The organism is Streptomyces longwoodensis, assembly GCF_001514125.1.
In the GTDB taxonomy this organism is placed as follows: Bacteria; Actinomycetota; Actinomycetes; order Streptomycetales; family Streptomycetaceae; genus Streptomyces; species Streptomyces longwoodensis.
Window position 1 is genome coordinate 127,083 of record NZ_KQ948566.1, and the last position, 12,885, is coordinate 139,967.

A 12,885-nucleotide genomic window follows, 5' to 3' on the forward strand; every position below is an offset into this window, starting at 1 on the left:
GTCCGGCTGATGCGCTCAGCCCTGTGCCACCGCCGGCTCCAGCAGGGTCAGCGTCCGCCGGTCGGCGTCCACGTCCGCGCGGACGCCGATGGGCAGGGGCAAGTTCGGTGAGGTGTGGCCGAAGTCGACCTGGGCGAGGACCGGGATGTCACGCTTCCCCAGGACGTCGAGCACCACGTCCCGCAGGCCCACGGGGGCGCCGCCGCCCTCGTGGGGCGTGACCTCGGTGGGGATGCCGACGACCATGCCCGCGATCCGGTCCAGCACTCCGGACAGCCGCAGGGTGTGCAGGTCGTTCCAGACGCGGGAGACCGGCCGCTGCAGCTCCTCCCAGAACAGGACGGCGCCGTCGAAGAGTTCGGCGGGCGGCGCGAACGGCGTCGCCTGGAGCAGGATCAGGCGGTTCAGCAGACCGCCGAACAGGCGGCCCTGCGCGCGGCCCGGCCGCCAGGTCTCCCAGGGGCCGTTCGCCGGCAGCGCGCCCGGCGCCTCGGCCCGGGTGAGGGCACGGGTGTAGAGGTCGACGAGCTCGGAGCGGCGGGCCTCGTCGGCCAGGGTGTACCAGTCGCTGCCGAAGCCGTGGGTGGCAATGTCCGCGTGGAAGCCGACGAGTCCGGTCCGCGCGTGCAGGGCCATGTGCAGCAGCGAGATGTCGCTGTAGCCGATGATCGGCTTCGGGTCGGCGCGGATGGCGTCCAGGTCGATCAGGTCGAGGTAGCCGATGGTCGCCTGCCCGCCGGTGTGCGCGACGACGGCCCGTACCTCCGGGTCGCGCAGCAGGGCGTTGAGCTCGTCCGCCTGTTCCGCGGGCGTTCCCGCCGCCCACCAGCGGGGCCGCGCCGGGTCGACCATCGGGCTCACCCGCACCCGGAACCCCATCCGCTCGAGGACCGCCACGCCACGGGCGAGCAGCGGCTCCTCCCCCGGCTCGAGCTGACCCGAGAGCGCGGTCACGACCACGAGGTCGCCGGAACGCAGGGCACGGGGCCGAAGTACGGCGGGCATGACGAGTCCTCCTCCTTGTTGATCAACACTGGCGACCAACAAGATCCGCGCCGCCGACATTCCGTTCCACCTGGCCCTTCACCCGCTCACTCGCGCAGCAGCCGTTCGACGAGCCGTTCCCTGGCCAGGGCCAGGTGGCGGCGGTAGGTGCCGTAGGGCACGCCCAGGCGTCGGGCGGCGCTCCGGTGGGTGCGGGAGGCCGTGATGTAGGTGGCGGTGAGCGCCTCGTGGGCCTTCACGCCCGCGGGGTCGGTCCGGATCGCGTCGAGGGCGGTGAGGACGGCGTCGCGCAGGTCCGCGGCCGGGTCGGGCGAACCGGGCGGCACGAGGCGGGAAGTGAGCAGGACGTTGGTGGCGAACGCGCGGGGGGTGTGCCAGGTGCGGAGCGCCTCCAGCACTCCCTCCGCGAACGCCGGGCGCGGCAGCCGGGCGGCGGGGTGGGGCCCGGCGGAGGCCGTGGGCCAGGTCGCCACGGGTGTGCTCGTGGCGCGGGCGCGGTGCTGCACCCACTCGTCCACCGTCTGCCGCCGCCAGTCCCGGCCGAAGACGTACTGCCGCCGCCCGCCGACCTCGACGGCCGCGAGCTGCGGCATCCCGGCGTCGGCGAGGTAGCGTCGCCAGCGGTCGGCGTCCTCGAAGACGGTGAAGGTCACCGCGCGCCCGTGGGCGCGCATCTCCTCGCCGATGGTGCGCCGGCTGATGAGCTCCATCAGGGGCGAGGGCCGCTGGTGCCCGCCGGGCTGCACCGCGAAGCGGCGGACGCCCAGGTGCTCGCCCGGTCCGAGGGGCGCGGCCGTCTCCACGAGGTCCCAGACCGCCGCGACCACCGGGTCCGCGGCGCGGTCCTCGGGCAGGGGCGTGTCCAGCCGCAGCACGGCCATGAACGACACCGGCGTGGCGGAGCCCGCACGGCGGTGGACGCGGAACGCCTCCGGCTGGCGGACCACCCAGTGCGCGACCGCAGCCGCCGATGCCGGGCCTTCCGTGTCCTCGGCCATGCGCACCAGACCGGACACGTCCTCGGGCCGGAGCGGAGTGTCCTCGAGGTGCGGGTGCGTGCGGTAGTCGTACGGGTGCTCGGGGCCCCCTTGGTGGCGGAAGAGGAACATCCACTCGGCGACCCGCAGCGGTGCGTCGGCGTCGCTCGCGCCGCGTACGGCGTGCAGGGCGGCGAGTGAGACGCGCACGCGGACGTCGTCGTAGCGCTCGGGGTCCCGCCAGCGCAGGTCGGCGGCGAGGGTCGCCCGTACCGCGTCGTGCGGGTGCAGCCCTTCGGGCGTGACCTCGATGTACGGCAGGTGCCGCAGCCAGGAGAACACCGCCGCGGCGTCCTCGTCGCCCAGGACCGCGCGCAGCAGGGGCTCGCGGGTGACGTACGCCTGGGCGACGACCTCGAGGGCACGCCGGTGGACCATGCCGGGCAGGTCGCCCACCAGCCGTTCGACCAGGGTCGTCAGGACGTCGCCGGTCGGCTCCCACGCTGTGCCGGGTGCCGCAGCGGGCACCGAGGCGGCCAGCGACAGGGCGAGGGGGCTGCCGCCGGCGAAGGCGGCGTAGGCGCCGCGCTGCTCGGCGGGGACGCCCCGGGCGGCGAGCAGTGCGTGGGACCGTTCGGCGTCGAGCGGCCGTACGGCCAGCGCGGTGAACAGGTGCGCCCAGCCGGGGTCCAGCGTCCACTCGACGTCGGGGGCGACCCGGCCCGCCAGGATGACGACCGCGTGGTCGGCGAGCCGTGGCAGGAACGCCTCGCGCAGCCACGCCTCCAGGGGCCGGCACTGCTCGAACGTGTCGATGAGCAGTACCGTTCCGGCCTCGGCGCACGCCGGGGCCGCGGCCTCCTCCAGCCGGCGCGGATCGCCGTCGAGGAACCGGCCGTCCAGGTGCACCACGCGGCGGCCGGCCAACTCTGCCCGCCCGGCGGCGTAGCGCAGCAGCGCGGACTTGCCGATGCCGCCGGGCCCGTGCAGGTGGGCGACGATCGGTGCGTCCGCCGCGCCCGACAGCATCCGGTCGAGGACGGCCGGCTCCGCCTCCCTGCCCACCAGCGCGCCGGCACGCGCCGCGGCCAGCCGGCCCGCGAGCCGTCCCACCGCCGATCCGCCCGCGTCCGACGGGGTCGCGGCCGGCCGGCCCGCCGGCCACACAACTGCCGGGCCACGACGCTCGCCCGACGTGACCGGTGCGGGGGAAAGCGGGTCGAGCGCGCCGGCGCCGCGGACTACAGGAACTCGCTTCGGTAGGTCGAGGCCAACTCGGCCGCGCGGCGGCGGCGTTCGGCGAGTTCCTCGTCCGTCAGCCGCGGCGGCGGCGCGTCCTTGCCCTCGACGACGTCGCCGATGCGCAGGAAGTACTCGTCCTGGCCGGCGGGGGTGCACATGCAGAGCATGCGGGCCGGTGCGCCGGAGACGTTGCGGAAGTGGTGCGGGGCGTTGGCCGGGACGTTGATCGTGGACCCGGCCCGCACGGTGTGCTTCTGCCCGCGGAAGGTGAACTCGATCTCGCCCTCGAGGAGGGTGAACATCTCCTCGAAGTCGTGCCGGTGCGGCGGCGGGCCACCACCGTCGGGCACGCGCATGTCGATCAGGCAGTACCGGCCGTCGGTCTGCTCGCCGGTGACCAGCAGGGCGTACGTGTTGCCCACGAGGGAGACGTACGTCGTGCCGGGGTCGTCCGGGTCGGCCACGGTCAGCGATCGGGACAGGTCGTCGTCGGGAAGCATCGCGGTCCTCGTCTCACGGGCAGGGGGGAAGATCGTTCACGTCGAAGTACGCCAAGACTAGGAACGGCCGTACGGAGAATGAAGGTACGTTGGCGACACCAGACGGGACACCGGCGACACGTTCGCCGGCGCGGAGGACACATGAGCAGCAGACCGCGCTTCCTCGGTCCGAGCGACAGGGTGGGCACGTTCACCGTCGACGCCGGCTCCACGGGCACCGGCCGGGAGGCGTGGGAGTCGTTCACCGACACCTGGACCGACCGCATGGGGGAGCTGTACCCGCTGCCGGAGTTCAGCGCCTCCACGGTCGAGGGCTTCCGGGGGACGATGCGCTCGGTGGCCCTGGAGGACACCGCGGTCAACGAGTTCCGGGGTTCCTCACCCCTGAGCACCCGGGCCGTCGGTACGCACGAGCACGACCACGTCAGGCTGTACGTCGGGCTGCGCGGCGCGTTGACCCTGGAGGACCCGCACGACCAGGGCGGCGACGCCCACGTGCCGGCCGGCACCTACTTCATGCACCACGTCGTGCGGGAGAACCACTTCCACTCCACGCCCGAGAGCGCCAACCGCATCTTCATCTTCCCGGGTGACGCCCTGCGCTCCCTGGTCTCCGGCAAACCCCGTGCGGGGCAGGCCACTTCGCCCGCGGCGCAGGTCCTCATGGCGCATGCCGGCATGGTCCAGCGGACCGTGGGCCACCTCGACCCGGCGGCGGCGCACGCGTCCCGCAACGCCCTGATCGAACTCGCCAAGGGACTGGTCCTCGACCACTTCGACGACCGCGAGCCCGTCTTCACCCCGGCACTGGCCCAGGCGGCCAGGGACCTGGCCGACACCCGTCTCGCCGACGCCGACCTCTCCCCGGCCACCGTCGCCGCGTCCCTGCACGTCGCCCCGCGCACCCTGCAGCGGGCCTTCGCGCGCCTGGAGGAGCCGTTCAGCGCGTACATACGCCGCCGGCGCCTGGAGGAGGCGGCCACGGCACTCACCGCTCCGACGTCACGCCTCACCGTCTCCGAGGCCGCCGCGCGCTGGCACTTCACCGACAGCAGCCACTTCATCCGCGCGTTCAGGAAGCAGTACGGGGTGACACCGGCGGCCTTCGCACGTGGACGGGGCTGACAGGGCGGGCATGGCTCACCGCGTCCCGACACCCCTGGGCTTCTACGCCTCTACGCCCCACCCTTGCGGCGGCGCGACGCGGCCGAGCGGGGCGGTGTCGCGCGCATGTGGTCGCGCACCGGCGCCAGCAGGCCGGCCAGGGACCTGACCTCGTCGTGCGAAAGCGGTGCGAACAGCAGGCCGCTGACCACCTCGACGTGCCCGGGCAGCACCTTCGCGAGCAGCTCACGCCCGGCACCGGTGAGGGTGACGGTGACGCTCCGCTCGTCGTCCGGTGAGGGCGCGCGGACGACCAGGCCCTCCTTCTCGAGCAGACCCACCTGGTACGTCAGCCCGCTGCGGCTGTAGACCACCCCGTCGGCCAGGTCGGTCATGCGGTGGCTGCCGGTCGGCGAGTCACCGAGGCGGGCCAGCAGCTGGAACTGCACGTAGCTGAGGTCGCCGCTCTCGCGCAGCTGCTGCTCGACGGCGTGGCGGAGCAGGCTGGTCACCTCGATGAGGTCGAAGTAGGCCCCGAGCTGCACGGGGTCGAGGGACGACGTCGCATCAGACATGGCCGGATTCTACTGCTTCGAATTCGAAGAGATGCAGTTCCGCAGTGACCCACCACCCGACTTGCTTCGAATTCGAAGCAGAGGTAGTCTCCTCATCAGTTGCTTCGAATTCGAAGTAACTGCGACCGCAGCACGAAGCAACACCCACCGCAACGAAGGTGAACCCCCATGAAGGCAGTGCGTTTCCACGAGTACGGCGACCCCGGCGTCCTGGTGCACGAGGACGTGGAGCAGCCCGTTCCCGGCCCCGGTCAGGTCCGCGTCCGCGTCGCGGCGACCTCGTTCAACCCCGTCGACGGCAACATCCGCGCCGGCTTCATGCAGGGCCCCATCCCGGTGGTGCTGCCCCACACCCCCGGCATCGACGTCGCCGGCACGGTCGACGCGCTCGGCGAGGGCGTCGAGGGCCTCGCGGTCGGCGACGACGTCGTCGGCTTCCTGCCGATGGACGGCCCCGGGGCCGCAGCCGAGTACGCCCTCGCACCGGCCGAGGTGCTGACCCCGGCGCCCAAGAGCGTCCCCCTGGCCGACGCGGCCGCGCTGCCCCTGGTGGGTCTGACCGCGTACCAGGCCCTGTTCGAGCACGGCGGGCTGGTGGCCGGACAGCGGGTGCTGGTCAACGGTGCCGGCGGCGCGGTGGGCGGTTACGCCGTGCAGCTGGCCAAGAACGCCGGTGCCCACGTCATCGCCACGGCCGGCCCGCGCAGCGGCGACGCGGTGCGGTCCGCCGGCGCCGACGAGGTCGTCGACCACACCACCACCGACCTGGCCGCGGCGGTGACCGAGCCGGTCGACCTCGCGCTCAACCTCGCCCCCGTCGACCCGGCCGAACTGGCCGCGCTGCTCACCCTGATCAAGCCCGGCGGGGTCCTCGTGAACACCACGGTGTGGATGCCCGCCCCCAGCGACGAGGAGCGCGGGGTGCGCGGCGTCGACCTGTTCGTCCGGAGCGACGCCGGCCTGCTGGCCGGGCTCGTGGCGTCGGTCGACCGCGGCGAGCTGCGCGTCGACGTCGCCGAGCGGGTGCCGCTGGCCGAGCTGCCCGCACTGCACGCACGGGCCGCCGAGGGCGGCGTGCACGGCAAGGTCGTCGTCGTCCCGTCCGCGGCCTGACACCGCTCCGCCCCACCGAAGGGACGGGGCCATGGCACTCGGTCTGAACCCCGAGATCGCCCTTGCGCCGGCCCCGACGGCCGGCGCGTCGGCGGACGCCACTCCCCCGGCCGTGGGCGACGGCGGCTCCAGCCCGTCTGGAGGACCCGACCGCTCTGCCGCCCGCCTGCATCGAGGTCGGCCAACTGGGCGTGTTCCGCGACGAGGACACGGCCTACCCGATGAAGCCCGGCCGGGTCGGGGTGCCGGTGGAGTTCCCCCTGCACCACCCCGGCGCACCGCACGAGTTCGACTCCCTCCCCTTCGACTCGGACGTCGCCCGGCGCGCCCCCGCATGCCGCGTCCGGGTGCTCAGGTCGATCCGACCTCCGCGCGGGTGGCCGTACGGGTCACGGGGATCCACAGGTGCGCGTCGGACCGGGCCGGGTCGTCCCGGCACGGCCGGACGCGCAGGATCTCCGGCCCCGGCCGGTACTCGTAGGGGTTGGAGGGCATCCAGTGGGCGGCGACATCGGCCCACATCTGCTGCAGTGCCTGCGGGAAGGGCCCGGTGTTCTCGAACACGGCCCAGGTGCCGGCCGGGCAGTCCAGCACGTCGAGGTCCACGGGCACGTCGTCCGCCCCGGTCACCACGGCGTGGTAGTGGTCCAGTGCGCTGCCCTCCTCGAAGTCGTCCGACAGCCGCACGGTCGCCGACACCACCCCCTCGGGCGCCTGGTCCGAGAGACCGGCGATCCGCTGCGTCGTCTCCGGGGGGATGCCGCGCACGAACTCGGCGATGTGCGGGTTGACCCCCTCGTACACCAGCGGGACGCGGGCCTTCTTCCCGACGACCCGGAAGGCTTCCTTCGTCACGATGCGGTAGCGCATGGAGCTGTTCCCTTCGACGGTGAGGCGGAAGGACAGCCGGGGTTGCGAGTGGAGCGCGGCACCGGTCCGCCGTGCCTCGCCGGGGCCGACACCGTGCACGGCGCGGAACGCCCGGGCGAACGCCTCCGCCGAGCCGTAGCCGTGGCGGAGCGCGACCGCCAGCAGGGTCTCCTCGCCGTCCAGCACGTCCGCCGCCGCCACGGTGAGCCGCCGACGCCGGACGTACTCCGAGAGCGGCATCCCGGCCAGTGCCGAGAAGAGCCGCCTGAAGTGGTAGTCGGACGTGAGCGTGATCCGCGCCAGCTCGGACACGTCGACGTGCCGGTCGAGGTGACGCTCGATGTGCTCCATGGCCTCGTTCAGCCGATCCAGCACCCCTGACCTCCTCTTTCCCCTCACCTTAGGAGGGGGCGGGGCGGCCGCACCCGACATCCTGTGCCCGCTCCGGTCGGGTGCGCGGGCACCACGGGCCGGCTTCCGTCCCGGCCGTGCCCGCCGGCGTTCGGGGGCACGAGGAAGACCGGCGGAGGCGTCAGCAGTGCCTGACCGGACTCCGTGCGCAAAGACCGGCGTCGCGCAGGGAACGGCCCACGCCCTGGACAGGCACGACACCACCCGCTCTACAACGTTGAAAACCGAGGACCGGCCCCATGACAGCACGCCCCCTGTGGCCGTGTCCAGATCCGTGCAGTACGTGCCCCTCCAAGGGCCTCGACACCCCCCGCAGCGGTCCGAACTTGTCCGTGCACAGGGTCTGGACAGGCTCCTGGGCCCCTGCTTTCATGCTGCCCGCGCCGATTTTTCCAACGTTATACAAGCCAGTTCCCGGTGCTCCCGGCGGTCCTGTCTGCTGTGGAGCCTCGTCCGGCGCACCAGGTTCAGGCGTGAGCGTTTCCCGTCGCGGAAAGGGTGAGCATGAGTCCAGGCAGAACCCGAATACCCCTCTTCGGCCGACTCGTCGTGCTGCTGCCGCTGTTGCTGGGAGCCGCGTTGCTGACGCCGGCCCCGGCCGGTGCCGCACCGACTGCGGCCTCCCCGGCCCCGGCCGCCGCCGGCGACCTCGGACTGCGCGGCGACTACTACCGGATGTCCGGCCCCACGGCGCTGGACTTCGCCTCGTACACCGGCACCCGCATCGACAACTCCCTCCACGTCGACGACCTGTTGCCCACTCTGCGCACGTACGCCGGCACCACCGACAACGTCGCCGTGCGCTGGACCGGCCGGCTCGAGGTGCCCGCGGACGGCGCCTACACCTTCTACATCAAGGGCGACAACGGCTTCCGGATGTCCCTCGACGGCACCAGTGTGATCAACCACTGGACCACCGACTGGGACGTCCAGACCACCTCCGAGGCGATCACCCTGACCGCCGGACTGCACGACCTGGTGGTCGACTACAACCAGGGCAACGGCGGCGCCTACCTGCACACCGAGTGGTCCGGCCCCGGCTTCGCCCGCCGGCCGCTGCCGGACTCGGCGCTGCACCTGCCGGCCGGCTTCGCCCCGGCCGACGCCAAGGCGACCGTGGGCAGGACCGGGCGGACCGCCACCGTCGAACTGCCCTCCGCCCTCACGTCCGTGCCCGCCGACGCGGCCCAGCACCTCGCCGTGCTCTCCGGGGGCACCCTGTGGCACCCCACGGTGGCCAAGGACGCCAAGAACCCGGCCGCGCTCGTGGTCACCGCGGGCAAGGACGACACCCCCGTCTCGCTGAACGCCGACGTGCGGATCAGCTACGACGGCAAGGGCGGCATCACCACCGCGAAGGGCGACCTCGGACCGTTCTCCGTCGTCGCGCAGAACGACTCCACCTGGTACTTCGCCACCCCGTGGGCCAAGGACGTCTCCGCCGACAACGCGCTGCCCGAGTACCCGAGGCCGCAGCTGACCCGCAGGAACTGGCAGAACTTGAACGGCACCTGGCAGTTCCAGGCGACCGCGCAGGACGCCGCGCTGCCCACCGGGAAGCTGACCGGGAAGATCCTGGTGCCCTACCCGATGGAGTCGGGTCTCTCCGGAGTGGCCCGGCACCACGACTGGTCGCTGTACCAGCGCACCTTCTCCGTGCCCAACGGCTGGAAGGTGGGGTCGGGCAACCGGCTGCGGCTCAACTTCGGCGCCGTCGACCACGAGACATGGATCTACGTCAACGGCGAACAGGTCGCCCACCACGTCGGCGGCTACGAGGAGTTCAGCGCCGACGTCACCGACGCCCTGTCCCGGCACGGGCAGCAGACGCTGCTGGTGAAGGTGAAGGACACCACGGACGACAAGTACGCCGTGGGCAAGCAGTCGGCCGATCCGAGCGGCATCTGGTACACGCCGACCAGCGGCATCTGGCAGACCGTCTGGATGGAGCCGGTCCCCGAGGCGAGCGTCGACTCGCTGGTCCTCACCCCGGACCTGAAGGACAACTCGCTCGCCGTCACCGTGCGTCCCACCGCCACCACCCCGTCGTCGGCGAAGGTCACCGTCACCGCCTACGCCGGGAAGCGGCGCGTGGCGTCGGTCACCGGGCGCGCCGGTGCCGCGCTGCGCCTCCCGGTCACCAAGCCGCACCTGTGGAGCCCGGACGACCCCTACCTGTACGACCTGAAGGTGACCCTCGACGGCGGACGGGCCGGGAAGGACCGGGTCGGTTCCTACTTCGGCATGCGGTCGATCAAGGTCGCCCCCGTCGGCGGCGTCAACAAGATCCTCCTCAACGGCAAGCCCACCTTCGTGATGTCCACCCTCGACCAGGGGTTCTGGCCGGACGGCCTGTACACCGCGCCCACCGACGAGGCCCTGAAGTCCGACCTGGTGGCGCACAAGGAGCTCGGCTTCAACGCGGTGCGCAAGCACATCAAGGTGGAGCCCGCGCGCTGGTACTACTGGGCCGACCGGCTCGGTCTGATGGTGTGGCAGGACATGCCGAGCCGGATGACGGCCGCGGCGGGCACACCCGAGACGCAGACCTGGATCGACGAGGCCCACGAGATCGTCGACCAGCACCTGAGCACCCCGTCGATCGTCATGTGGACGATCATGAACGAGGGCTGGGGCGAGTGGAGCAAGGCCGCCACCGGTGAGCTGGCCGACGCGGTCAAGAAGCAGGACCCGTCCCGACTGGTGGACGCCCACTCCGGCGTCAACTGCTGCGCCTCCAAGGGCGATTCGGGCCGGGGTGACGTCATCGACTGGCACGACTACCACGGCCCGGCCAACCCCGCCCCCGACACCACGCGGGCCTCGGTCGACGGGGAGCACGGCGGCTACTCGTACGTCGTTCCCGGCCACATCCTCGGCACCGCCGGCGGCCAGGACTACGGTGACGCCGCCACCAGCACCGAGGAGCTGACCAAGGCCTACGTGGACAACACCAGGAAGCTGGTCCAGCGTGCCTCCTGCGGGCTCTCCGGTTCGGTCTACACCCAGATCACGGACGTGGAGGGCGAGCTCAACGGCCTGCTCACCTACGACCGCAAGGTGGTCAAGGTGCAGCCCGGCCCGGTCCGGGAGGTCAACCAGCAGGTGATCGCGGCCGGCGCCGCGGCGGGCGGCACGGACGTCCCGCCGGGCACCCCGGGCCTGTCCGGAGTGTCCTGGTGGCCGCTGCACCAGCAGTCCGGCACGGTCGCCGACGACGTCGCGGGCAGCCACGACGGCACCCTCAAGGGCGGCGCGACCTGGACCACCGGCCCGAACGGCGGCGCGGTCCAGCTAGACGGCAGCACCGGGTACGTCGACGCCGGCGCGCCCGTCCTGGACACCGAGAAGGGCGACTACTCGGTGGCCGCCTGGGTCCGCCTCGACGACAAGGGCCACTTCAGCACCGCGGTGTCCCTCGACGGCGACCGCAGCAGCGTCTTCTTCCTGCAGTACTCGCAGGCCGACAAGCGGTTCGCGTTCAGCTTCGCGGGCAGCCGGGCGCTGGCGAACAGCATCGGTGAGCCGCAGACCGGCAAGTGGTACCACCTGGCGGGCAGTTACAGCCACCGCGACGGCACCCTGCGGGTCTACGTGGACGGCACCGAGTCGGGCTCCACCCGTGCGTGCAACGCCGAGGTGCCCACCGGGAACCTGGTGATCGGGCGCGGCAAGTACAACGGCGCCCCGGTCGACCACTGGGCCGGCGCACTCGCCGACGTCCACGCCTACGACCGCGCCCTGAGCGCGGCCGAGGTGGCCTCCCTGGCCGCCCACGAGCCCACCGCACCCGCCAAGCAGTGACCTTGAGGGGAGGCTCCCGGGTCCGCCCCGGGGGCCTCCCCCTCCGCCCCGCCTCCCCCGGCACCGCACCACCCCGCATCCCGCGGCTGCCCCCGCGGCCTCCCGTCCGGCGTCGCCGCGCCGTCGGCCCACGCCCCCCAGTCGCCCCACCACGCAAGGAGCGCACCACCCATGACCACTTCGCGCAGATCCCGACTCGTCACCGCCGCCTGCCTCGCCGCCACCGTCGTCCTCGCCGCCGGCTGCGCCAAGGAGGAGGGAGACGACAAGGCCTCTTCCGACACCGGCCAGGGCGCCCAGGTCGTGCAGACCCCCTCCGCCGACCCGGGCACGGGCTGCACCCTCAAGACGTACGGCGCCACCAAGGTCGACCTGAAGAACGCGGTCGTCGGCTTCTCGCAGTCGGAGAAGGAGGCCAACCCCTTCCGCATCGCCGAGACCCAGTCCATCAAGGACGAGGCCGCCAAGCTGGGCGTCAAGAAGCTGCTCACCACCAACGCGCAGTCCCAACTGCCCAAGCAGATCAGCGACATCCAGGACATGCTGGCCCAGGGCGCGCAGCTGCTCATCGTGGCGCCGCTGAACTCCGACGGCCTGGAGCCCGCGCTGCAGGCGGCCGCGGCCAAGCACGTGCCGGTGATCACCATCGACCGCAAGCTCAACGCCACCCCCTGCAAGGACTACGTGGCCTTCCTGGGCTCCGACTTCGTCGAGCAGGGCAAGCGCGCGGCGGACGCGATGATCAAGGTGACCGGCGGCAAGGGCAAGGTCGCGATCCTGCTCGGCTCCTCGGGCAACAACGTGACCACCGACCGCACCAAGGGCTTCGTCGACCAGCTCAAGGCCAAGGCCCCGGGCCTGCAGATCGTGGCCCAGCAGACCGGCGAGTTCGCCCGGGACAAGGGCCAGCAGGTGATGGAGCAGCTGATCCAGTCCAAGCCGGACATCACCGCCGTGTACGCGGAGAACGACGAGATGGGCCTGGGCGCCGTCACCGCACTGAAGGGGGCCGGCAAGGAGCCCGGCAAGGACGTCAAGATCATCTCCATCGACGGGACCCGCAACGCCGTGCAGGCCCTGGCCAACGGGCAGTACAACGGGGTGATCGAGTCCAACCCGCGGTTCGGTCCGCTCGCCTTCGCCACCGCGCAGAAGTTCTTCGACGGCGGCGCCATCCCGGAGGACGTCATCATCTCCGACCGCGCCTACGACGCGTCCAACGCCAAGAGCTCCGTGGCCGGAGCGTACTGACGAGCCCTCGGGCTGCCGGGGCTGCCCCGCGAC

The 12,885-nt window shown here is 72.5% G+C and carries 9 protein-coding genes; 4 read left to right on the plus strand and 5 right to left on the minus strand.

The genetic code is table 11. The annotated features are described in order from the left end of the window. Nucleotides 1-15: 15 nt before the first annotated feature. The 3 genes from AQJ30_RS34405 to AQJ30_RS34415 form a co-directional block, all read right to left on the minus strand. A complete protein-coding gene (locus tag AQJ30_RS34405; protein WP_067241692.1) occupies nucleotides 16-1,005 on the minus strand; it encodes a S66 peptidase family protein in 990 nt (329 codons plus the stop codon). A gap of 86 nt (nucleotides 1,006-1,091) precedes the next feature. Continuing rightward, entirely contained in the window at nucleotides 1,092-3,095 is a 2,004-nt protein-coding gene (locus AQJ30_RS34410; protein WP_079084505.1) for an ATP-binding protein, read from the minus strand. 128 nt (nucleotides 3,096-3,223) lie between these two features. Continuing rightward, nucleotides 3,224-3,724 carry a cupin domain-containing protein gene (locus AQJ30_RS34415; RefSeq protein WP_067241694.1) on the minus strand — a complete coding sequence of 167 codons (501 nt, stop codon included), beginning with the start codon at nucleotides 3,722-3,724 and terminating at the stop codon, nucleotides 3,224-3,226. 141 nt (nucleotides 3,725-3,865) lie between these two features. Here AQJ30_RS34415 and AQJ30_RS34420 point away from each other — a divergent pair, with 141 nt between their 5' ends. Beyond that, nucleotides 3,866-4,849: a helix-turn-helix domain-containing protein gene (locus tag AQJ30_RS34420; RefSeq protein ID WP_245727268.1), complete on the plus strand. Its 984-nt coding sequence runs from the start codon at nucleotides 3,866-3,868 to the stop codon at nucleotides 4,847-4,849. A 50-nt stretch (nucleotides 4,850-4,899) separates the two neighbouring features. On the opposite strand, the gene AQJ30_RS34425 is transcribed toward AQJ30_RS34420, so the two are convergent. After that, nucleotides 4,900-5,403 (minus strand): MarR family winged helix-turn-helix transcriptional regulator, encoded by a 504-nt coding sequence (locus AQJ30_RS34425; RefSeq protein ID WP_067241697.1) that lies wholly within the window; start codon nucleotides 5,401-5,403, stop codon nucleotides 4,900-4,902. A 168-nt stretch (nucleotides 5,404-5,571) separates the two neighbouring features. Here AQJ30_RS34425 and AQJ30_RS34430 point away from each other — a divergent pair, with 168 nt between their 5' ends. Continuing rightward, a complete protein-coding gene (locus AQJ30_RS34430; protein ID WP_067241699.1) occupies nucleotides 5,572-6,516 on the plus strand; it encodes an NADP-dependent oxidoreductase in 945 nt (314 codons plus the stop codon). A gap of 351 nt (nucleotides 6,517-6,867) precedes the next feature. On the opposite strand, the gene AQJ30_RS34435 is transcribed toward AQJ30_RS34430, so the two are convergent. Continuing rightward, nucleotides 6,868-7,761, minus strand: coding sequence for an AraC family transcriptional regulator (locus AQJ30_RS34435; RefSeq protein ID WP_067241700.1), 894 nt, complete (start codon nucleotides 7,759-7,761; stop codon nucleotides 6,868-6,870). 540 nt (nucleotides 7,762-8,301) lie between these two features. Between AQJ30_RS34435 and AQJ30_RS34440 the strand changes: the two genes are divergently transcribed. Next, nucleotides 8,302-11,601, plus strand: a complete 3,300-nt coding sequence (locus AQJ30_RS34440) for a glycoside hydrolase family 2 (RefSeq protein ID WP_067241702.1) — start codon at nucleotides 8,302-8,304, stop codon at nucleotides 11,599-11,601. 171 nt (nucleotides 11,602-11,772) lie between these two features. Then, on the plus strand, nucleotides 11,773-12,852 hold the full coding sequence (locus tag AQJ30_RS34445; RefSeq protein WP_067241704.1) for an ABC transporter substrate-binding protein: 1,080 nt from the start codon (nucleotides 11,773-11,775) through the stop codon (nucleotides 12,850-12,852). Nucleotides 12,853-12,885 lie beyond the last annotated feature (33 nt).

What these genes read in the sequence shown, in the direction of transcription:
- AQJ30_RS34405 (WP_067241692.1), bottom strand. Translation starts at nt 1,005, where the DNA reads ATGCCCGCCGTACTTCGGCCCCGTGCCCTGCGTTCCGGCGACCTCGTG.
- AQJ30_RS34415 (WP_067241694.1), bottom strand. Translation starts at nt 3,724, where the DNA reads ATGCTTCCCGACGACGACCTGTCCCGATCGCTGACCGTGGCCGACCCG.
- AQJ30_RS34420 (WP_245727268.1), top strand. Translation starts at nt 3,866, where the DNA reads ATGAGCAGCAGACCGCGCTTCCTCGGTCCGAGCGACAGGGTGGGCACG.
- AQJ30_RS34425 (WP_067241697.1), bottom strand. Translation starts at nt 5,403, where the DNA reads ATGTCTGATGCGACGTCGTCCCTCGACCCCGTGCAGCTCGGGGCCTAC.
- AQJ30_RS34430 (WP_067241699.1), top strand. Translation starts at nt 5,572, where the DNA reads ATGAAGGCAGTGCGTTTCCACGAGTACGGCGACCCCGGCGTCCTGGTG.
- AQJ30_RS34440 (WP_067241702.1), top strand. Translation starts at nt 8,302, where the DNA reads ATGAGTCCAGGCAGAACCCGAATACCCCTCTTCGGCCGACTCGTCGTG.
- AQJ30_RS34445 (WP_067241704.1), top strand. Translation starts at nt 11,773, where the DNA reads ATGACCACTTCGCGCAGATCCCGACTCGTCACCGCCGCCTGCCTCGCC.